Here is a 20,592-nt window from a genome sequence, read left to right as displayed (position 1 = left end):
ACCCGGCACATCCATAGACCAGGCTGCGCGCCCGCGCGCGCGGCGACTCCAGAGGAGGCGTAGCGATGGACCTTTACGTGCCCATCCTGGTGCTCGCCGTTCTCGCGGGGGGCTTCGCGATCTTCTCGGTCGCCATCGCTCCCTTCACCGGACCCAAGCGCTGGAACCGCGCCAAGCTTGACGCCTACGAATGCGGCATCGAGCCGACGCCCCAGCCGGTCGGTGGCGGACGGTTCCCGCTCAAGTACATGGTGACCGCGATGCTCTTCATCGTGTTCGACATCGAGATCATCTTCCTCTACCCGTGGGCCGTGTCGTTCGCCCCGCTGCACGGCGACGACGGCCGCGTGCTCGCCTCGGGCCTCGGCATCTTCGCGCTGGTCGAGATGCTGCTGTTCATCGTCACCGTGCTCGCGGCCTACGCGTACGTGTGGCGCCGCAAGGGTCTGGACTGGGACTGAAAATGGGACTTGAAGAGAAACTCCCCAGCGGCTTCATCCTCAGCACGGTCGAGCAGGCCGCGGGATGGGCGCGCAAGAACTCCGTGTGGCCGGCCACCTTCGGTCTCGCCTGCTGCGCCATCGAGCTGATGGCCACCGGCGGCCCCCACTACGACCTGGCGCGCTTCGGCATGGAGCGCGCTTCGGCGTCTCCGCGCCAGGCCGACCTGATGATCGTCGCGGGCCGGGTGTCGCAGAAGATGGCCCCGGTGCTGCGGCAGATCTACGACCAGATGGCCGAGCCGAAGTGGGTCATCGCGATGGGCGTGTGCGCCTCCAGCGGCGGCATGTTCAACAACTACGCGATCGTGCAGGGCGTCGACCACGTCGTGCCGGTCGACATCTACCTGCCGGGCTGCCCGCCGCGGCCGGAGATGCTGATCGACGCGATCGTCAAGCTACACGACAAGATCCAGAACATGAAGTTCGGCGCGCACCGCGCCAAGCAGATCGACGAGCTCGAACTGCGGGCCCTGCGCCAGCTTCCGCTGATCGACCAGGGGGCTGCCAAGTGACCTCCCCAGACAACCTCCCTGAGGTCCCCGGGGCCGAGGTCCCGGCGGCTCCGGAGGTGCCCGAGGCGCCGGTCGCCCGGCGCGGCATGTTCGGCACGTCCGACTCGGGTGACACCTCCGGCTACGGCGGCCTGGTGGTGCGGCGGGCGCCGCAGCTTTCCACGCCCCGCCCGTACGGAAGCTACTTTGACGAGATCGTCGACACCCTGGCCCTCGACGATGCCATCGAGCGCGTGGTCGTCGACCGGGGCGAGCTGACCCTGCACGTCAAGCGTGAGCGCCTCGTCGAGGTCTGCCAGAAGCTGCGCGACGACCCGGCCCTGCGCTTCGAGCTGTCGCTCGGCGTGTCCGGCGTCCACTACCCGCACCTGGCGGGCGAGGAGCTGCACGCCGTCCTGCACCTGTGCTCGATCACGCACAACCGGCGCGTCCGGGTCGAGGTGAGCTGCCCCGACTCCGACCCGCACATCCCCTCGACGGTCGGCGTCTACCCGGGCCACGACTGGCACGAGCGTGAGACGTACGACTTCTTCGGCATCGTCTTCGACGGCCACCCCGCGCTGACCCGGATCATGATGCCGGACGACTGGGACGGACACCCGCAGCGCAAGGACTACCCGCTCGGCGGCATCCCGGTCGAGTACCGGGGCGCCACGGTGCCTTCGCCGGACCACAGGAGGGCATACTCGTGACCACTGGCTACGACGAGGCGACCGAGGGCAAGGTCTACTCGGTCTCCGGCGCCGACTGGGACGAGATCGTCACCGCCGGGGTGCGCGACTCCGACACCGAGCGCCTGGTCGTCAACATGGGCCCGCAGCACCCGTCCACGCACGGCGTGCTCCGCCTGGTCCTGACCCTCGACGGTGAGACGGTCACCGAGGCGCGCGGCGTCATCGGCTACCTCCACACCGGCATCGAGAAGAACATGGAATACCGGACGTGGACCCAGGGCACCACGTTCGTCACCCGCATGGACTACCTGTCGCCGATCTTCAACGAGACGGCGTACTGCCTGGGCGTGGAGAAGCTCCTCGGCATCGAGGACCGCATCCCGGACCGGGCCCAGGCCATCCGGGTCATGATGATGGAGCTCAACCGCATCTCCTCGCACCTGGTCGCGATGGGCACGTTCGGCATGGAGCTGGGCGCGACCACGCCGTTCCTCTTCGGCTACCGCGACCGCGAGATGATCATGGATCTCTTCGAGTACATCACCGGTCTGCGGATGAACCACGCCTACATCCGCCCCGGCGGCGTGAGCGTGGACCTGCCCGCGGGCGCGGTCGACAAGGTCGGCGAGTTCCTCAAGGAGATGCCCAAGCGGATCAAGGACATCCGCAAGCTCCTCGACGCCAACCCGGTCTACCTCAGCCGCACCCGCGACGTCGCCTACCTCGACCTGACCGGCTGCATGGCCCTCGGCATCACCGGGCCGATCCTGCGCGCCGCCGGCCTGCCGTGGGACCTGCGCAAGTCGCAGCCCTACTGCGGGTACGAGACCTACGAGTTCGAGGTGGCCACCGAGCGCGGCGCCGACGTGTACTCCCGCTACCTCGTGCGCATGCGCGAGATGGAGGAGTCGCTCAAGATCGTCGAGCAGGCCCTCGACCGCATCGCCGGCCCGCTCAAGGGCGACCCCGTGATGATCGAGGACAAGAAGATCGGCTGGCCCGCGCAGCTCGCGCTCGGCCCCGACGGCTTCGGCAACTCGCCCGATCACATCGCGCACATCATGGGCAGCTCCATGGAGGCCCTCATCCACCACTTCAAGCTGGTGACCGAGGGCTTCCGGGTGCCGGCCGGCCAGGCGTACGCCTCGATCGAGTCGCCGAAGGGCGAACTCGGCGCCCACGTGGTCAGCGACGGGGGCACCCGCCCCTACCGCGTGCACTTCCGCGAGCCGTCCTTCTGCAACCTGCAGGGCTTCCCCGCGATGGCGGAGGGCGGCCAGATCGCCGACGTCATCGCCGCGGTGGCTTCTATCGACCCCGTCATGGGAGGTGTGGACCGGTGACATACGCACCGGAAATCCGTGAGCGTCTCGAACGGGACGCCAAGGAGATCATCGGCCGCTACCCCAAGGCGCGCTCCGCCCTGCTGCCGCTGCTCCACCTGGTGCAGTCGGAGGACGGCTACGTCTCCGACGCCGGCCAGGAGTTCTGCGCGGAGATGCTGGGACTCAGCAAGGCCGAGGTCGTCGGCGTCTCCACCTTCTACACCATGTACAAGCGCAGGCCCGCCGGCGACTACCACGTCGGCGTGTGCATCAACTCGCTGTGCGCGGTCATGGGCGGCGACCAGATCTGGGAGGAGCTGAGCGAGCACGTCGGCGTCGGTCACGAGGAGACCACGTCCGACGGCAAGGTCTCGCTGGAGCGCCTGGAGTGCAACGCCGCCTGCGACTTCGCCCCGGTCATGATGGTCAACTGGGAGTTCTTCGACAACCAGACGCCCGACTCGGCCAAGCAGCTCGTGGACGACCTGCGTGACGGCAAGGACGTGCGGCCGACCCGGGGCCCGAAGAAGCTGTGCACCTTCAAGGAGGCCTCGCGCGTGCTCGCCGGCCTGCCCGACGACCTCGCGGGCGAGGGCCCGTCGGCCGCCGGCGCCTCGCTGGAGGGCCTGAAGGTCGCCAAGGCCAACGGATGGAAGGCCCCAGAGGCATGAGCGTCACCCTGACTCCCGTCCTGACCGCCAACTGGGACCGTCCCGACTCCTTCACCCTCGACGGCTACGGGCCGTACGAGGCGGCCAAGAAGGCGCTCGGCATGGACCCCGACGCGGTCATCCAGGCCGTCAAGGACTCCGGCCTGCGCGGCCGCGGCGGCGCCGGCTTCCCGACCGGCATGAAGTGGGGCTTCATCCCGCAGGGCGACGGCAAGCCGCACTACCTCGTCGTCAACGCCGACGAGTCGGAGCCGGGCACCTGCAAGGACATCCCGCTCATGATGGCCAACCCGCACTCGCTGGTCGAGGGCGTCATCATCACGGCCTACGCCATCCGCGCCAACCACGCCTTCATCTACGTGCGCGGCGAGGTGCTGCACGTCATCCGCCGGCTGCACGCGGCCGTGCGCGAGGCGTACGAGAAGGGCTACCTGGGCGCCGACATCTTCGGCTCCGGCTACGACCTGGAGCTCGTCGTGCACAGCGGCGCCGGGGCGTACATCTGCGGCGAGGAGACGGCGCTGCTCGACTCGCTCGAAGGCTTCCGGGGTCAACCTCGACTCAAGCCTCCGTTCCCGGCCGTGGCGGGCCTGTACGCCTCGCCTACTGTCGTGAACAACGTGGAGTCCGTGGCGAGTGTTCCCTCGATCATCGCCAACGGGGCCGACTGGTTCGCCGGGATGGGCACCGAGAAGTCCAAGGGCTTCGGCATCTTCTCGCTGAGCGGCCACGTCACCCGGCCCGGCCAGTACGAGGCGCCGCTGGGCATCACCCTGCGGGAGCTGCTCGACATGGCGGGCGGCATCCGCCAGGGGCACCAGATCAAGTTCTGGACCCCCGGCGGCTCGTCCACGCCGATCTTCACCGACGAGCACCTGGACGTGCCGCTCGACTTCGAGGCGGTCGGCGCCAAGGGCTCCATGCTCGGCACCCGCGCGCTGCAGATCTTCGACGAGACCACCTGCGTGGTCCGCACCGTGCTGCGCTGGACCGAGTTCTACGCCCACGAGTCGTGCGGCAAGTGCACGCCGTGCCGCGAAGGCACCTACTGGCTCAAGCAGGTGCTCAAGCGGCTCGAAGCCGGACAGGGCACCGAGGACGACCTGGTCACGATCACCGACATCGCCGACAACATCCTGGGCCGCTCCTTCTGCGCCCTCGGAGACGGCGCGACCAGCCCGATCCACTCCTCGGTGAAGTACTTCCGCGACGAGTACCTCAAGCACTTCGAGGTCGGCGGCTGCCCGTTCGACGCGAAGAAGTCCACTCTCTGGGGTGACCAGTGACAACAACCGCCGTAGAGACCACCCTGGTGACCCTGTCGATCGACGGGTTCCAGGTCAGCGTCCCCAAGGGCACCCTGATCATCAGGGCGGCCGAGCTGCTGGGCATCCAGATCCCGCGCTTCTGCGACCACCCGCTGCTCGACCCCGCGGCCAACTGCCGCCAGTGCCTCGTGGACATCCCCGACGCGGGCAACGGCCGCGGCTTCCCCAAGCCGCAGCCGTCGTGCGCGATCGAGGTCGCCGAGGGCATGGTGGTGCAGACCCAGCTCACCTCGCCGGTCGCCGAGAAGGCGCAGCGCGCGGCGATGGAGTTCCTGCTGCTCAACCACCCGCTGGACTGCCCGGTCTGCGACAAGGGCGGCGAGTGCCCCCTGCAGAACCAGGCCATGTCCAACGGTCAGGGCGAGTCCCGCTTCCACGAGCACAAGCGGACCTTCCCCAAGCCGCTGCCGCTGTCCACGCAGGTGCTGCTCGACCGTGAGCGGTGCGTCCAGTGCGCCCGCTGCATCCGCTTCTCCGACCAGATCGCCGGCGACCCGTTCATCGAGTTCTTCGAGCGCGGCGCCAAGGAGCAGGTGGGCGTCGCCGACGGCGCGCCGTTCCAGTCCTACTTCTCCGGCAACACCGTGCAGATCTGCCCGGTCGGCGCGCTGACCGGCGCCGCCTACCGGTTCCGGGCGCGGCCGTTCGACCTGGTCTCCACGCCGAGCGCGTGCGAGCACTGCGCGTCCGGCTGCTCGCTGCGCACCGACCACCGGCGCGGCCGGGTCACCCGCCGCCTCGCCGGCAACGACCCGCAGGTCAACGAGGAGTGGAACTGCGACAAGGGCCGCTGGGCGTTCACCTACGCCACGCAGCCCGACCGCCTCAAGACCCCGCTGGTCCGCAACGAGGAGGGCGTGCTCGTGCCCGCCTCGTGGCCGGAGGCGCTGAGCGTCGCCGCCCAGGGCCTGGCCGCCGCCCGCGGCAGGGCCGGCGTCCTCGTCGGCGGGCGCGTCACGGTCGAGGAGGCGTACGGCTACTCCAAGTTCGCCCGCGTCGCCCTCGGCACCAACGACGTCGACTTCCGCGCCCGGCCGCACTCCGCCGAGGAGGCGGCGTTCCTGGCCCACGCGGTCGCCGGACGGGGCATCGAGATCTCCTACGCCGACCTGGAGAGCGCGCCCGGCGTGCTGCTCGTCGGGTTCGAGCCCGAGGAGGAGTCGCCGATCGTCTTCCTGCGCCTGCGCAAGGCGTGGATGAAGCGCGGCCTCAAGGTCACCGCCATCGCGCCGTTCGCCACCCCGGGCCTGGCCAAGATGGGCGGCACGCTCATCCGCACCGCCCCGGGCGGCGAGGCCGACGCGATCGGCGACCTGGTCGGCAGCCTCCCCGAGGGCACGGTCGTGCTCGCCGGTGAGCGGCTCGCCACCGTCCCGGGCGCCCTGTCGGCCCTCGTCCGGCTCAGCGCCGCCTCCGGCGCCCGGCTGGCCTGGGTGCCGCGCCGGGCCGGTGAGCGCGGCGCCGTCGAGGCGGGCGCGCTGCCCAACCTGCTGCCGATCGGCCGGCCGGTCGAGGACGAGAGCGCCAGGGCGGAGATCGCCAGGGCGTGGAACGTCTCCTCGCTGCCCGCCGTCCCCGGCCGCGACACGGCCGGCATCCTGGCCGCCGCCGCGCAGGGCGACCTCGACGCGCTCGTCGTCGCCGGGGTCGACCCCTACGACCTGGCCGACCCGGCCGCCGCGCTGGACGCCCTGGAGCGCACGCCGTTCATCGTCAGCCTGGAGATCCGCGCCAGCGCGGTCACCGACCGGGCCGACGTCGTCCTGCCGGTCGCCGCCGTGCAGGAGAAGGGCGGCACGTTCGTCAACTGGGAGGGCCGCGGACGCACGTTCGAGGCGCCGCTCAAGGTGCCCGGCCTGCAGAGCGAGCTGGTCGTCCTCGGCAACCTCGCCGACCGCATGGACGTGCACCTCGGCCTGCCGGACGCCAAGACCGTCCGGCGCGAGCTGAGCGCCATCGGCGCCTGGCGCGGCACCCGCGTCGCCGCCCCCGGAGTCTCCACCCGCCCGCAGGCCGCCCCGGCGGCCGGCCAGGCGGTGCTGGCGACCTGGCACCTGCTGCTGGACGAAGGCCGGCTGCAGGACGGCGAGCCCTACCTCGCGGGCACCGCCCGCGCCGCCGAGGCGCTGGTCTCGGAGAGCACGGCGGCGGAGATCGGCGTCGTGGACGGCGACAAGCTCGTCGTCGGCGGCCCCGGCCCGAACCCGGTCACGCTGCCGGTCCGCGTCGCGGACCTGCCCGACCGCGTGATCTGGGTGCCGGCGAACTCCGGCGGCTGCTCGGTCACCCGCGACCTGCGCGCGGTGGCCGGCGACATCGTCACCATCGGGAGCGCCTCATGAACCACGTTCTCGCGGCCGATCCGACCCTCGCCGACTTCGGCAAGGACCCGCTCTGGATCACCATCATCAAGGCCGTGCTGCTCTTCGTCTTCCTGATGCTGGGCGTCCTGTTCGGCGTCTGGTTCGAGCGCAAGCTCATCTCGCGGATGCAGAACCGCTACGGCCCCAACCGGGCCGGCAAGTTCGGTCTGCTCCAGTCCGTGGCCGACGGCCTGAAGATGGGCCTGAAGGAGGACCTCTTCCCGCGGACCGTGGACAAGGTGCTCTACCTGCTGGCCCCGGTCATCATGGTGGTCCCGGCGTTCCTGGCCTTCTCGATCGTGCCCATCGGGCCGGTGGTCAACCTGTTCGGCGTGCAGACGCCGCTGCAGCTCGTGGACCTGCCGGTGGCCGTGCTGTTCATGCTGGCCATGGGCGCCATCTCGGTCTACGGCGTGGTGCTCGCCGGCTGGTCGTCCCGCTCGCCGTACGCGCTGCTCGGCGGCCTGCGGTCGGCGGCGCAGGTGGTCTCGTACGAGATCGCGATGGGCCTGTCCTTCGTGGGCGTCTTCCTGTTCGCCGGGACGCTGTCCACCTCGGAGATCGTCAAGGCGCAGGAGCAGACCTGGTACGCGGTCCTGCTGATCCCGTCGTTCCTCGTCTACGTGGTCTGCATGTTCGGCGAGGCCGCCCGCATCCCGTTCGACCTGCCCGAGGGTGAGGGCGAGCTGGTCGGCGGCTTCCAGACCGAGTACTCCTCCTCCCTGAAGTTCGCCCTGATCATGATGGGCGAGTACCTTCACACGTTCACCGCCTCCGGCATCGCGGTGACGCTGTTCCTCGGCGGCTGGCGGGCGCCCTGGCCCATCTCCCTCTGGGAGGGGGCCAACCAGGGCTGGTGGCCGGTCCTGTGGTTCTTCATCAAGTTCGTGCTCACGTTCTGCTTCATCGTGTGGGTGCGGGCCTCCCTGCCGCGCGTGCGCTACGACCAGCTCATGTCCCTGGGCTGGAAGGTGCTGATCCCGGTCAACCTGGCCTGGATCCTCATCGTCGCGGCGGTCCGCAACGTGGTGGTCAACAAGGACACCTCGATGCTGTCCATCGGGCTCGGCGTGGTCATCGTCATCGGGGCCATCGCCATCTGGCTCCGGTTCGACACCGTCAACCAGCGGCGCAGGGAAGCGAAGAAGGCCCAGGTCGAGGCCGAGTTCGAGGAGCTGACCAGCGACCCGGCGGCAGGTGGCTTCCCGGTGCCGCCGCTCGATCTGCCGCACTACCACGGGGTGCAGCACAAGGAGATTCCCAGTGGGACTAACTGATTGGCTGAACCCCGTCAAGGGCTTCGGGGTCACCTTCCACACGATGTTCAAGAAGCCCGTCACGGTCAACTACCCGGAGGTGAAGCGGCCGACGGCTCCGCGCTTCCACGGCCGCCACCAGCTCAACCGGTGGCCCGACGGCCTGGAGAAGTGCGTCGGCTGCGAGCTGTGCGCCTGGGCGTGTCCGGCCGACGCCATCTTCGTCGAAGGCGCGGACAACACCGACGAGGAGCGCTTCTCCCCGGGCGAGCGTTACGGGCGCACGTACCAGATCAACTACCTGCGCTGCATCCTGTGCGGTCTCTGCATCGAGGCGTGCCCCACGCGGGCGCTCACGATGACCAACGAGTACGAGCTGGCCGACACCAGCCGCGAGAGCCTCATCTACACCAAGGAGATGCTCCTCGCGCCGCTCACGCCCGGCATGGAGCAGCCGCCGCACCCCATGCGGCTCGGCGAGACCGAAGAGGACTACTACCGGCTGGGACGGACCAATGGGTGAGACCATCACGTTCTGGGTGCTCGCCGTCGTATCCGTCGGCGCGGCGCTCGGCATGGTCTTCAACCGGAAGGCCGTCTACTCCGCGCTGATGCTCGGCACCGTGATGCTCTGCCTGGCCGTGCTGTACGCCGTGCAGGACGCGCCGTTCCTGGCCGCGGTGCAGATCATCGTCTACACCGGCGCCGTCATGATGCTGTTCCTGTTCGTGCTCATGCTGGTCGGCGTCGACTCGTCCGACTCGCTGGTCGAGACGATCAAGGGTCAGCGGTTCTGGGCGGCGATCGCGGCCATCGGGTTCGCCGTGCTGGTGATCCTGGCCTTCGGCAACGCGGTCTTCGCGCCGCAGGCGGGCCTGGAGGGCGCGGTCGGCACGGCCGGCTACATCCGGTCGCTGGCACTGCTGCTGTTCACCAAGTACGTGTTCGCGTTCGAGATCACCTCGGCGCTGCTGATCACCGCGGCGCTCGGCGCGATGGTGCTGGCGCACCGCGAGCGGCTCACCGAGAAGGCCACGCAGAAGGACCTGTCCCGGGCGCGCTTCCGCGGCGACCGGCCGTCGCCGCTGCCGGGCCCCGGCACGTACGCGCGCAACAACGCCATCGACATGCCGGCGCTGCTGCCCGACGGGACCGTCGCGGGGGACTCGGTCAACCGCTACATCGCGCGCTACGACGTCGAGGAGGGCCACCTCCCCGACGACCCGCGCCTGGCCGAGGCCATCCAGCACAAGGCCGAGGAGGACTCCAAGTGACCACGCACTACCTGGTCCTCTCGGGCCTGCTGTTCGCCATCGGCGCGATGGGCGTGCTCATCCGGCGCAACGCGATCGTGGTGTTCATGTGCGTCGAGCTCATGCTCAACGCCTGCAACCTCGCGTTCGTCACCTTCGCCCGCCAGAACGGCAACCTCGAAGGCCAGATCATCGCGTTCTTCGTGATGGTGGTGGCCGCGGCCGAGGTCGTCGTCGGCCTGGCAATCATCGTGACGATCTTCCGAACCCGCAGGTCCGCGTCCGTTGACGACGCCAACCTGCTGAAGTACTAAGAGGTGACTGGTGGAATCTCCCGCTGAGATCGTCCAGCACACCACCGGCGGCGTGATCGGCGTCTCGTGGCTCATGATCGCCTTCCCGCTCCTGGGCGCGGCGATCCTGCTGATCCTCGGGCGCAAGACCGACCGGTGGGGCCATCTGCTGGGCGTGGCCATGTCCCTCGCCTCGTTCGTCGTGGCGGTGCTGGCGTTCTTCGACATGATCGGCCTGCCGGCCGAGCAACGGCGTCAGGCCGTGCACCTGTACGAGTTCATCCCCGGCATGGTCGACATGGGGCTGCTCATCGACCCGCTGTCGATCAGCTTCGCGCTGCTGATCACGGGTGTCGGATCGCTGATCCACATCTACTCGATCGGCTACATGTCGCACGACACCGACCGGCGCCGGTTCTTCGCGTACCTGAACCTGTTCGTCTCCGCGATGCTCCTGCTGGTGCTGGCCGACAACTACGTCGGCCTGTTCATCGGCTGGGAGGGCGTGGGCCTGGCCTCGTACCTGCTGATCGGCTTCTGGCAGTTCAAGCCGTCGGCCGCGGTCGCCGCCAAGAAGGCGTTCGTCGTCAACCGCGTCGGTGACTTCGGGCTGCTCGTCGGCATGTTCATCATCTGGACCGCGACCGGCACGTTCGCCTTCGGTGACCTGACCGAGAAGGTCGGCAGCATGTCGCAGGGCACGCTCACCGCGGTCGGCCTGCTGCTGCTCCTCGGCGCGTGCGGCAAGTCGGCGCAGCTCCCGCTGCAGTCCTGGCTGCTCGACGCGATGGAGGGCCCGACCCCGGTCTCGGCCCTCATCCACGCCGCCACCATGGTCACCGCCGGCGTCTACCTGGTCGTCCGCTCGGGCGCGTTCTTCTTCCCCGAGGGGTCGGCGCAGGCGCTGGCCGTCGCGATCGTCGGCGCGGCCACGCTGCTCGCCGGCGCGATCATCGGTTGCGCGAAGGACGACATCAAGAAGGGCCTGGCCGGCTCGACGATGTCGCAGATCGGCTACATGATGCTCGGCGCGGGCCTCGGCCCGGCGGGCTACGCCTTCGCCATCGGCCACCTGATCACGCACGGCTTCTTCAAGGCCGACATGTTCCTCGGCGCCGGCTCGGTCATGCACGGCATGAACGACGAGGTGGACATGCGAAAGTACGGCGGGCTGCGCAAGTACATGCCCGTCACCTTCGTCACGTTCATCATCGGCTACCTGGCGATCATCGGGTTCCCGCTGCTGTCCGGCTACTTCACCAAGGACGGCATCATCGAGACGGCCGTGGAGCACAACCAGGTGCTCGGCTGGCTGGCCGTGGCCGGTGCGGGCATCACGGGCTTCTACATGTCCCGGATGATCTTCATGACGTTCTTCGGCGAGAAGCGGTGGGCGGACGACGCGCACCCGCACGAGTCGCCGGCCGTCATGACGTGGCCGCTGATCATCCTGTCGATCGGCTCGATCTTCCTCGGTGGCTACCTCATCCTGAGCAACAGGCTGATGCTGTGGCTCGCGCCCGCGGTCGGGCGTCCCGAAGAGCTGCCCACGTTCCACTTCGCCAGTGTTCCCGGCCTCGCCACGCTGGCGCTGGTGGCGGTCGGTGCCGCGTTCGCCTGGGTGCGGTACGGCCGGGCCGAGGTGCCCGCCGTCCAGCCGCGCGGCTCGTTCCTCACCACGTTCGCCCGGCGTGACCTGTACGGTGACGCGCTCAACGAGTCGCTGTTCATGCGGCCCGGTCAGTGGCTCACCCGGATCGCGGTGTTCTTCGACAACCGCGGCATCGACGGAGTCGTCAACGGGCTGGCCGCGGGCATCGGCGGGACCTCGGGCCGCCTGCGGCGGATCCAGACGGGCTTCGCCAGAACGTACGCGTTGTCCATCCTGATCGGTGCCGCCCTGCTGACCGGCGCCCTGCTCCTCGTTGGGAACATCTGATGTCGTCACTCTGGCTCCCCATACTCCTGGCGGTGCCCGTGCTGGGGGCCGTCGTGGTGGCCCTGCTGCCCAAGGGCGCCGACCAGGTCGCCAAGCAGGTCACGCTGGCGGTCTCGCTGGTCGTGCTGGCGCTGACGCTGGTCATGGCGTTCCAGTTCCCGTCGGCCAAGGGCGAGCGGTTCAAGTTCGCCGCGGTCTACGACTGGATCCCCAGCTTCGGCGTCCACTTCGGGGTCGGCGTCGACGGCATCGCGCTGGTGCTCATCGTGCTGTCCGCGGTGCTGGTGCCGATCGTGGTGCTGGCCTCGTGGCACGACGCCGACGGTGTCCGCTCCGCCGACGGCACGCTGATCACGCCCAAGCGGTCGGTCAAGACGTACTTCTCGCTGCTGCTCGTCCTCGAGGCGATGATGATCGGCGTCTTCGCGGCGACCGACATCTTCCTGTTCTATGTGTTCTTCGAGGCCATGCTCATCCCGATGTACTTCATGATCGGGTCGTACGGCGGGGCGCAGCGGTCGTACGCGGCCGTCAAGTTCCTGCTCTACTCGCTGTTCGGCGGCCTGCTCATGCTGGTCGCCGTCATCGGGCTGTACGTGGTCGCGGGCAAGAGCACGTTCATGTTCCCCGAGCTCGTCGGCGCCATCCAGGACCCGGCGACGCAGAAGTGGCTGTTCGCCGGCTTCTTCATCGCCTTCGCCATCAAGGCGCCGCTGTGGCCGGTCCACACCTGGCTGCCCGACGCCGCCGCCCAGGCCCCGGCCGGCGCGGCCGTGCTGCTCGTGGGCGTGCTGGACAAGGTGGGTACGTTCGGGATGCTCCGCTTCTGCCTGGAGCTGTTCCCCGACGCGGCCAAGGCGTTCACGATGCCGATCGTGGTGCTCGCGGTCATCAGCATCATCTACGGCGCGATCGTGGCGATCGGGCAGAGCGACATGAAGCGGCTCATCGCCTACACGTCGATCTCGCACTTCGGCTTCATCGTGATGGGCGTGTTCGCCATGTCGCAGGTCGCCCAGTCGGGCGCCACGCTGTACATGGTCAACCACGGCTTCTCGACCGGCGCGCTGTTCCTGGCCGCCGGGTTCCTCATCGCCCGGCGCGGCTCGCCGCACATCGCCGACTACGGCGGCGTGCAGAAGGTGGCTCCGCTGCTCGCCGGCTTCTTCCTGATCGCCGGTCTGGCCGGGCTGTCGCTGCCGGGACTGTCGTCCTTCGTCAGCGAGTTCATGGTCATGACCGGCACGTACTCCAGCTCGGCCCACGGGTCCGGGGCGCTGACCGTCGCGGCCGTCGTCTCGGCGGTGGCGGTCATCCTGGCGGCCGTCTACATCCTGTGGATGGTGCAGCGGACGCTCAACGGGCCGACCGCCGAGCCGGTCAAGGCGTTCAAGGACCTGAACGTGCGCGAGATCGTCGTGCTCGCGCCGCTGGTCGCGCTGATCATCGGCTTCGGCTTCTTCCCCAAGCCGCTGCTCGACGTGATCAACCCGGCGGTGACCCAGACGCTGGTCAACGTCAAGGTGGACAACCCGGCTATCGCTGAGAAGGGGGCCGGTCAGTGAGTGACATCATGCAGGCGCCGACGATCGAGTACGGCACGCTGGCGCCGATGCTGCTGGTCTTCGGCGCGGCGGTGCTCGGCGTGCTCGTGGAGGCGTTCGCGCCCCGCTACCTGCGCAAGGTGATGCAGGTACCGCTCACGCTGATCTCCCTGGGCGGTGCGTTCGCCCTGGTGCTCGTCCAGGTGATCATGCGTGGCACGCCCAGCGCGGCGGTGGCCATGGGTGCGGTCGCGGTCGACGGGCCTTCGCTGTTCATCTGGGGCGTCATCCTCGTCCTGTCGTTCGTGTGCGTGCTGCTCGTCAACGACGAGGGCCACTTCGTCGCCTCGGCGGCGGCGGTGCCCGGCAGCTCCGACGAGGAGGAGGCCGAGGCCGGCGGCGGCGGTCACACCGAGATCTACCCGCTGCTGCTGTTCGCGGTGGGCGGCATGATGCTGTTCCCCGCCGCCCACGACCTGCTGACCATGTTCGTCGGCCTCGAGGTCATGTCGCTGCCGCTGTACCTGCTGTGCGGCCTGGCCCGCCGGCGTCGCCTGCTGTCGCAGGAGGCGTCGATGAAGTACTTCCTGCTGGGCGCGTTCTCCTCGGCGTTCTTCCTGTACGGCACGGCCATGCTCTACGGCTACGCCGGCACCGTGTCGCTGCCGGGCATCAACAAGGCCCTGGCCGGTGGCTCGCTGCTCGACCCGCTGCTGCTGATCGGGTTCGCGATGCTGGGCGTCGGCCTGCTGTTCAAGATCGGCGCGGCGCCGTTCCAGGCGTGGAAGCCGGACGTCTACCAGGGCGCGCCGACCCCCATCACCGCCCTCATGGCCTCGGGCACGCTGGTCGCGGCCATGGGCGCCGTACTGCGGGTGTTCTGGGTCGGCCTGGGCAACCTCGACTGGAACTGGCGCCCGGTCGTGTGGGCCGTCGCGGCCCTCACCATGATCGTGGGTGCGGTGCTGGCGATCACGCAGACCGACATCAAGCGGATGCTGGCCTACTCCTCGATCGCGCACGCCGGGTTCCTGCTCATCGGCGTCATGGCCACGTTCGACAAGAGCCAGCAGAACTCCGGCTCGCTGTCGGCCATCCTGTTCTACCTGCTGGTCTACAGCTTCACGACGGTCGGCGCGTTCGCGGTCGTCACGATGATCCGGGACCCCGGAGGCGAGGCGGGTCACCTGTCGCGCTGGGCGGGCCTGGGCAAGCGGTCGCCGCTGCTGGCGGGCATCTTCGCCTTCTTCCTGCTCGCCTTCGCCGGCATCCCGCTGACGAGCGGCTTCTTCGGGAAGTACGCGGTGTTCGCGGCGGCCCTGGCCAGCGGCTCGGAGCGGGGCGACTCCATGGGCGGCTGGATGACCGGGCTGGTCGTGCTGGGCGTCGTCGCCTCGGCGGTGGCCGCGTTCTTCTACGTCCGCGTCATCGTGCTGATGTTCTTCAGCGAGCCCGCGGCCGACGGCCCGTCGATCGCCCAGCCGAGTATGGGCACCGTGGCCGTCATCGCCGTGGCGGTGCTCGTTACGGTAGGAGTCGGGATCTTCCCGCAGCCCATGCTGGACGTGGCCAACGAGGCCGCGGCCAACCTGTTCATCCGATAAGGGGATATGCCATGTCCGCGCCTCCCGTTGTTGACCTTCCCATTGAGGACGAGCGGCTGGCGCAGGACGTGGCCACCGGCCTGGCCGCCGTGGAGAAGCTCCTGCGCTCGTCGGTGGAGAGCGAGGACGCCTTCGTCACGGAGGCGTCCAAGCACCTCATCGAGGCGGGCGGCAAGCGCTTCCGCACGCTGATGGTGCTGCTGGCGGCCCAGTTCGGCGACCCGTCGGCGCCGGGTGTCGTGCCCGGCGCCGTGGTCATCGAGCTGACCCATCTGGGGTCGCTCTACCACGACGACGTCATGGACGAGGCCCCGGTCCGCCGGGGCTCCCCGTCGGCCAACGCCCGGTGGGACAACACCGTGGCCATCCTCACGGGCGACTACCTGTTCGCCCAGGCGTCCGACATCCTGGCCGATCTCGGGCCGGAGCTGATCCGCATCCAGGCGCAGACGTTCTCGCGGCTCGTGCAGGGACAGATCCGCGAGACGATCGGGCCGCGCGGCGACGACGATCCCGTCGCGCACTACATCAGCGTCCTGGCCGACAAGACCGGCTCGCTGATCGCCGCCTCCGGCCGCTTCGGCGCGCTGCTGTCGGGCGCGCCCGCCGACGTGGAGGAGCGGCTCAGCCGGGCCTGCGAGGCGATCGGCGTGGCCTGGCAGCTCGGCGACGACCTGCTGGACGTGGCCTCCACCTCCACCGAGTCCGGCAAGACCCCCGGCACCGACCTGCGCGAGGGCGTCCACACACTGCCCGTCCTGTACGCGCTCGCCTCCGGCACGCCGTCGCGGCTGATGGAGCTGCTGTCCGGCCCGGTGGCCGAGGCGGACGTGGAGGAGGCGCTGACGCTGCTGCGGGAGCACCCGGCGATGGCGCGGGCCCGGGACGAGCTGGTGGCCTGGGTGGACCGGGCCCGCGACGACATCTCCGCCCTGCCGGACATCCCGGCCAAGGCCGCGTTCATGGCGCTGTGCGACTACGTGGTGGAGCGCTCCGGCTGAGCCGTGACGGGCCGCGCCTCCCGGTTGCGGATGTGGGTGGCGCGGGCCGTACGGATGCTGTCGTAGGTGAAGACGGCCAGCGCCAGCCACACGACAGAGAAGCCGATCCAGCGGCTGGCCGGCATCGTCTCCTTCGCGACCAGCACCCCGCACAGGAACTGCAGCACCGGCGCGATGTACTGGAGCAGGCCGATCGTGCTGAGCGGCACCCTGATCGCGGCGGCCGTGAAGCACAGCAGCGGCACGGCGGTGATGAGCCCCGCGCCGACCAGCAGCAGCGCGTGCCCCCCGCCGGTGTGCCCGAACGTCGCCTGCCCGGCCGCCTCCAGGTACACGAGGTAGCCCAGGGCCGGCAGCAGCAGCACCAGGGTCTCGACGGTCAGACTCTCGGCCGCGCCCACGTTCGCGTGCTTCTTGATCAGCCCGTACACGCCGAACGAGACGGCGAGCGTGAGCGCGATCCAGGGCAGCCGGCCGTAGTCGAGGGTCAGCACGAGGACGGCCAGCGCGCCGAACCCCACGGCCACCCACTGCAGCGGCCGCAGCCGCTCACGCAGCAGCACCACCCCGAACAGCACGCTGACCAGTGGGTTGATGAAGTAGCCGAGAGCGCTCTCGACGACGTGGTGGGTGTTGACGGCGTAGATGTAGACGCCCCAGTTGACCGTGACGATCGCGGCGGCGAGGGCGAGGAGACCGAGCTTGCGCGGCTGGCGGACCATCGTCGTGATCCACGACCAGTGACGGCGGACCGCGAGCACCGCCACGACCGCGACCAGCGACCAGACGATGCGGTGGGCGAGGATCTCGACGGCTCCGGAGGGCTTGAGGAGAGGCCAGTAGAGGGGGAAGAGCCCCCACATCGTGTAGGCGGCGACTCCGAACAGCACACCGCGGCGAACGTCAGGCATGTCCCCCATATTCGTGCCTTACCACGCTTAAACACAAATGTGTATCGCTATGCGGGACTATGTAGCGGCCCTTAAGCGTTAGGCGTTCTGTATCGTAGGCAGAGTCTGCGGAGGTGCACCATGGGTTGGTTGTTCGGCGGCAACAAGACGAGCATGGTCCGGCCGGAGGACGCCCTGCCGGGGCGCCCGGAGGAGATGCCGGTCCCGGCCCGGCACGCGGTCCTCGACGCCCCGATCGCCCCGCCGTACCCGCAGGGCGCACAGGTCGCCGACTTCGGCCTCGGCTGCTTCTGGGGTGCCGAGCGCAAGTTCTGGCAGACGCCCGGCGTCATCACCACGGCCGTCGGCTACCAGGGCGGCTACACGCCCAACCCGACGTACGAGGAGGTCTGCAGCGGCCGCACGGGCCACACGGAGGCCGTCAGGGTCGTGTACGACCCGTCGAAGGTGTCGTACGAGGACCTGCTGAAGGTCTTCTGGGAGGCCCACGACCCGACCCAGGGCATGCGCCAGGGCAACGACGTCGGCACGCAGTACCGCTCGGCCATCTACTACCACTCGCCGGAGCAGCGCAGGGCGGCGGAGGGGTCGCGGGAGTCGTACCAGAAGGTGCTGTCGGAGGCGGGGTACGGGGACATCACGACGGAGCTGGCCGAGGCGGGCCCGTTCTTCCTCGCGGAGGAGTACCACCAGCAATACCTTTTCAAGAACCCGGGAGGCTACTGCGGCATCGGCGGGACCGGAGTCGCGTGTCCAGTGGGCCTGACATCCGGCGACGCGTGAGCCGATGCGCTGCCATAGGCGCTGCGGTTCTGTATAGAAAGATGTACAGTTGATGCATGACCGTTCTGCACGATGCTACTGAGCTGAGCGTCACGGAGGCGGCCCAGCGAGGCGTTGCCCGCCTGGTGGCTGATGCCGAGCGGGGGGCCGATCTGGTGGTCACCCGTCGGCATCAACCAGTGGCGGCCGTGGTGAGTATTCGTCGGCTCAATGAGCTGGAGGAGGCGGCGGCTGATCTGCGTGATCTGGCGCTGGTGCTCGCCCGTTCGGTCACGGACACGGGGGAACGGGTCTCACTCGATGAGGTGCTTGCCGCTTTCGGGCATACTCGCGAGTCGCTGTCCGCCATCCCGGACGATGAGTGAATCGTGTCGGACGTCGTCTTCACGGCGCCGGCAGTCGACGACCTCCGGCGTATTGGCCCAGACGCGGCACCCAAGGTACTCAAGAAGATCCTTCTCCTGCTGGACAACCCTGAAGCTGGTTACCCACTTGGCGGAGAACTGACCGGTTTCCGGAAGCTGGTGGTCGGTGGCAACACCTGGCGTGTCGTCTACCGCATCACTGAGGACAAGTCGGTGGAGATCTGCGAGGTGTGGGCTGTCGGCGAACGTGCCGACGCGGAAGTGTACGCGGAGGCGACGGCGAGGGTCCGCGAGGCGGGTGCAGGCCGTCCCGAGATCGTCCAGCTCGGTCAGGTGATCGAACGCCTCGGCACGTTGGCCGATCACATGCGGGTGGAGAAGGCACCTCCCAGGGAACCGGTTCCAGACTGGCTCGCGGACCGGTTGATCTACACGGTCGGGATGGCGCGTGAGGTCGTTGCCGCTCTTGACCTTCAAGAGGCAGTCGACATGTGGGCTGAGTACCGGTCCAAGCCACATTAGGTCGTGCAGCTATTGCCTGAAGCCAAGCGCTACCACCAGCAGTCCCTTTTCAAGAACCCCGGAGGCTACTGCGGCATCGGTGGCACCGGAGTCTCCTGTCCGGTCGGCCTGACATCCGGCGACGCGTAGGGCATGCGTAGTGACCGGTCCTTGCGCAGAGCGAGGACCGGCATTTTGCTACTTCGAGTAGTAAACTGAGCCCATGAGCATGCCAGAGCGGGACTTCGCCCCGGGAGACGGCCCGGCCGCCAAGGTCAGTGTGTCTCTGAGGGCGGGCAACATTCGTGCTGTCCGAGAGCGGGTCGGGGCCCGCGGGTTTTCCGCCTACGTTGATGCCGCTGTGGAGCGCCAGATCGAGCGGGATCTCCTGGAGGAGGCCCTGCAGGCGAACGAGGCCGCTGCTGGGCCGATCCCGCAGTCCTTGCGTGATGAGGCGGCGGAATTGTTCCGCCGCGTCAAGTCCGCGCCCGAACTCCAGGAGGAGGACGGGTGGCGCGCGCACGAAGCCGGTTGAGCGCCGGCACCGTCGTTCTCGATTGCGAGGGGCTCGTGCGGTGGTGCGAGGCCGACCAGCGGGTGACGGCGTTCGTGCGGGAGGCGCAGGACAACGACTTTCGGGTTGTGGTCAGCGCCATAACACCGATCGAGGCGCAAGACGTCCGCGTCAAAGGCGATCGTCTCAGGTGGTATCTGTCCCGGCTGAAGATCGAGCCGGTGACCGAGGACATCTCCTCGCGAGCGATCGAGCTTCTTCGAGATGCCCGCCTGCACGGTCACAAGTACGCCATCGACGCTGTGGTCGCGGCCACCGCACTGCGCTCGGTGCGCCCTGTCATCGTTCTGACGTCTGACCAGGACGACATGAGCAGACTGTGCGGGAAGGCAGTGCAGGTGGTCGCTGTCTGAGGCTGCTGAGTACGGAGCGGGAGCCCGGGCTCCACTCATGCGGCTCCCGCCATCTGGTGGGCGTGAGCTGTATTCGTTGATATCGCTTCCTCTGTCCTCCTCGCCGAAGTCGCTCCTTCGGCAGGCGGCTGTGTTCGGTCGAAAGCAGAGTGCGATGGACGTGCGGCTCATAGCATCAACGCTATGGGCTGGGGTACCGTAGAACTGGAACCGGAAGTTCAGAAGTGGCTTGAAGGTCTACCTGCGGCATCGTTCGCGAGAGTGGCTTTCTATGTTGATCTGCTTGCGGCGGAAGGGCCCTTGCTGGGGGAGCCCTACACCGAGCAGCTTGACGGCAAGCTACGTGAGCTCCGGTTTCACCTTGACGAGTTCGCCGTGCGTATCACCTACTGGATCGCACCTCATCGCCGGATCGTGCTCTTGACTGTGTTTCACAAGACGCGGATGCGTGATGATCGTGAGGTTGAGCGGGGCCGGCGAGCCATGCGTCGCTGTGTCGAACTGGCGCACACCGTCGACGAGGAAGAAGAAACAGCATGAGCGGGCAGGGGAGCTGGCGAGAACTCAGAGATCGGCGGATGACCGAGCCGGGTGCGGCTGAGGCATATGAGGCCACACGTCTCGCCTACGAACTGGGTAAGACGGTCCGGGAGATGCGTGAGGGGCGAGGCTGGAGTCAGAACGACCTGGCTCGTGCGGCAGGCATGACACAGTCGGCTGTGGCGCGGTTCGAGGCGGGCGGGACCATTCCCACGTTGCCGGTTCTGGAGCGTCTGGCGCATGCCCTGGACGCGGATGTCGAGGTTCGCCTGAGGCCACGGGCTCCCGCTGCTTGAGCT

23 protein-coding genes and 1 pseudogene are annotated in these 20,592 nt (G+C 68.7%); 23 read left to right on the top strand and 1 reads right to left on the bottom strand.

The features are described from left to right. Positions 1-65 precede the first annotated feature (65 nt). The 15 genes from AB0H64_RS08865 to AB0H64_RS08795 all read left to right on the top strand — a co-directional run bounded on the left by AB0H64_RS08865 (position 66) and on the right by AB0H64_RS08795 (position 16,266). The gene (locus AB0H64_RS08865; RefSeq protein WP_310707233.1) at positions 66-461 is read left to right on the top strand and encodes an NADH-quinone oxidoreductase subunit A; all 396 of its coding nucleotides are present in this window, start codon (positions 66-68) and stop codon (positions 459-461) included. A 2-nt stretch (positions 462-463) separates the two neighbouring features. Then, complete coding sequence (locus tag AB0H64_RS08860; protein ID WP_175591133.1) at positions 464-1,015, top strand: NADH-quinone oxidoreductase subunit B; 552 nt, start codon at positions 464-466, stop codon at positions 1,013-1,015. Positions 1,016-1,101: 86 nt separating this feature from the next. Next, positions 1,102-1,707: an NADH-quinone oxidoreductase subunit C gene (locus tag AB0H64_RS08855; protein WP_310707527.1), complete on the top strand. Its 606-nt coding sequence runs from the start codon at positions 1,102-1,104 to the stop codon at positions 1,705-1,707. Further along, positions 1,704-3,032: an NADH-quinone oxidoreductase subunit D gene (locus AB0H64_RS08850; RefSeq protein ID WP_357621810.1), complete on the top strand. Its 1,329-nt coding sequence runs from the start codon at positions 1,704-1,706 to the stop codon at positions 3,030-3,032. The genes AB0H64_RS08855 and AB0H64_RS08850 overlap by 4 nt, the downstream gene beginning before the upstream one ends. Further along, positions 3,029-3,685 carry an NADH-quinone oxidoreductase subunit NuoE gene (gene nuoE, locus AB0H64_RS08845; protein WP_357621807.1) on the top strand — a complete coding sequence of 219 codons (657 nt, stop codon included), beginning with the start codon at positions 3,029-3,031 and terminating at the stop codon, positions 3,683-3,685. The genes AB0H64_RS08850 and nuoE overlap by 4 nt, the downstream gene beginning before the upstream one ends. Next, positions 3,682-4,971 (top strand): NADH-quinone oxidoreductase subunit NuoF, encoded by a 1,290-nt coding sequence (gene nuoF / locus AB0H64_RS08840; protein WP_357621804.1) that lies wholly within the window; start codon positions 3,682-3,684, stop codon positions 4,969-4,971. The genes nuoE and nuoF overlap by 4 nt, the downstream gene beginning before the upstream one ends. Beyond that, positions 4,968-7,355: an NADH-quinone oxidoreductase subunit G gene (locus tag AB0H64_RS08835; protein ID WP_357621802.1), complete on the top strand. Its 2,388-nt coding sequence runs from the start codon at positions 4,968-4,970 to the stop codon at positions 7,353-7,355. The genes nuoF and AB0H64_RS08835 overlap by 4 nt, the downstream gene beginning before the upstream one ends. Then, positions 7,352-8,653, top strand: a complete 1,302-nt coding sequence (nuoH, locus tag AB0H64_RS08830; protein ID WP_357621800.1) for an NADH-quinone oxidoreductase subunit NuoH — start codon at positions 7,352-7,354, stop codon at positions 8,651-8,653. The genes AB0H64_RS08835 and nuoH overlap by 4 nt, the downstream gene beginning before the upstream one ends. Continuing rightward, on the top strand, positions 8,640-9,155 hold the full coding sequence (nuoI, locus tag AB0H64_RS08825) for an NADH-quinone oxidoreductase subunit NuoI (RefSeq protein ID WP_357621797.1): 516 nt from the start codon (positions 8,640-8,642) through the stop codon (positions 9,153-9,155). Before nuoH ends, nuoI begins: the two co-directional genes overlap by 14 nt. Beyond that, positions 9,148-9,906 carry an NADH-quinone oxidoreductase subunit J gene (locus tag AB0H64_RS08820; protein WP_357621795.1) on the top strand — a complete coding sequence of 253 codons (759 nt, stop codon included), beginning with the start codon at positions 9,148-9,150 and terminating at the stop codon, positions 9,904-9,906. The genes nuoI and AB0H64_RS08820 overlap by 8 nt, the downstream gene beginning before the upstream one ends. Further along, on the top strand, positions 9,903-10,199 hold the full coding sequence (nuoK, locus tag AB0H64_RS08815; RefSeq protein ID WP_310707225.1) for an NADH-quinone oxidoreductase subunit NuoK: 297 nt from the start codon (positions 9,903-9,905) through the stop codon (positions 10,197-10,199). Before AB0H64_RS08820 ends, nuoK begins: the two co-directional genes overlap by 4 nt. Before the next feature lie 10 nt (positions 10,200-10,209). Continuing rightward, positions 10,210-12,117, top strand: coding sequence for an NADH-quinone oxidoreductase subunit L (nuoL, locus tag AB0H64_RS08810; RefSeq protein ID WP_357621792.1), 1,908 nt, complete (start codon positions 10,210-10,212; stop codon positions 12,115-12,117). Then, entirely contained in the window at positions 12,117-13,682 is a 1,566-nt protein-coding gene (locus AB0H64_RS08805) for an NADH-quinone oxidoreductase subunit M (protein ID WP_357621789.1), read from the top strand. The genes nuoL and AB0H64_RS08805 overlap by 1 nt, the downstream gene beginning before the upstream one ends. 8 nt (positions 13,683-13,690) lie before the next feature. Next, positions 13,691-15,265, top strand: coding sequence for an NADH-quinone oxidoreductase subunit NuoN (nuoN, locus tag AB0H64_RS08800; protein WP_357622173.1), 1,575 nt, complete (start codon positions 13,691-13,693; stop codon positions 15,263-15,265). Between the two features lie 11 nt (positions 15,266-15,276). After that, on the top strand, positions 15,277-16,266 hold the full coding sequence (locus tag AB0H64_RS08795) for a polyprenyl synthetase family protein (RefSeq protein WP_357621786.1): 990 nt from the start codon (positions 15,277-15,279) through the stop codon (positions 16,264-16,266). Here the strand turns inward: AB0H64_RS08795 and rarD are convergent. Beyond that, positions 16,242-17,177: an EamA family transporter RarD gene (rarD, locus tag AB0H64_RS08790; RefSeq protein WP_357621783.1), complete on the bottom strand. Its 936-nt coding sequence runs from the start codon at positions 17,175-17,177 to the stop codon at positions 16,242-16,244. The two genes, AB0H64_RS08795 and rarD, sit on opposite strands and share 25 nt — an antisense overlap. A gap of 120 nt (positions 17,178-17,297) precedes the next feature. Between rarD and msrA the strand changes: the two genes are divergently transcribed. The 8 genes and pseudogenes from msrA (at position 17,298) to AB0H64_RS08750 (ending at position 20,589) form a co-directional block, all read left to right on the top strand. Further along, complete coding sequence (gene msrA, locus AB0H64_RS08785; RefSeq protein WP_357621781.1) at positions 17,298-17,960, top strand: peptide-methionine (S)-S-oxide reductase MsrA; 663 nt, start codon at positions 17,298-17,300, stop codon at positions 17,958-17,960. A 56-nt stretch (positions 17,961-18,016) separates the two neighbouring features. Next, entirely contained in the window at positions 18,017-18,325 is a 309-nt protein-coding gene (locus AB0H64_RS08780) for a type II toxin-antitoxin system prevent-host-death family antitoxin (protein ID WP_357621779.1), read from the top strand. 3 nt (positions 18,326-18,328) lie between these two features. Beyond that, entirely contained in the window at positions 18,329-18,847 is a 519-nt protein-coding gene (locus AB0H64_RS08775; protein ID WP_357621776.1) for a type II toxin-antitoxin system RelE/ParE family toxin, read from the top strand. A gap of 21 nt (positions 18,848-18,868) precedes the next feature. After that, positions 18,869-18,976: pseudogene (locus AB0H64_RS08770) on the top strand (peptide-methionine (S)-S-oxide reductase); the annotation flags it as partial. Between the two features lie 73 nt (positions 18,977-19,049). Then, entirely contained in the window at positions 19,050-19,361 is a 312-nt protein-coding gene (locus AB0H64_RS08765; protein ID WP_357621774.1) for a hypothetical protein, read from the top strand. After that, positions 19,337-19,753 carry a PIN domain-containing protein gene (locus AB0H64_RS08760; protein WP_357621771.1) on the top strand — a complete coding sequence of 139 codons (417 nt, stop codon included), beginning with the start codon at positions 19,337-19,339 and terminating at the stop codon, positions 19,751-19,753. Before AB0H64_RS08765 ends, AB0H64_RS08760 begins: the two co-directional genes overlap by 25 nt. Positions 19,754-19,936: 183 nt before the next feature. After that, on the top strand, positions 19,937-20,293 hold the full coding sequence (locus AB0H64_RS08755) for a type II toxin-antitoxin system RelE/ParE family toxin (protein ID WP_357621768.1): 357 nt from the start codon (positions 19,937-19,939) through the stop codon (positions 20,291-20,293). After that, positions 20,290-20,589, top strand: coding sequence for a helix-turn-helix transcriptional regulator (locus AB0H64_RS08750; RefSeq protein ID WP_357621766.1), 300 nt, complete (start codon positions 20,290-20,292; stop codon positions 20,587-20,589). Before AB0H64_RS08755 ends, AB0H64_RS08750 begins: the two co-directional genes overlap by 4 nt. Positions 20,590-20,592 lie beyond the last annotated feature (3 nt).

The organism is Nonomuraea sp. NPDC050733, from assembly GCF_040654215.1.
In the GTDB taxonomy this organism is placed as follows: Bacteria; Actinomycetota; Actinomycetes; order Streptosporangiales; family Streptosporangiaceae; genus Nonomuraea.
This window is presented reverse-complemented; position numbering and strand designations above follow the sequence as displayed.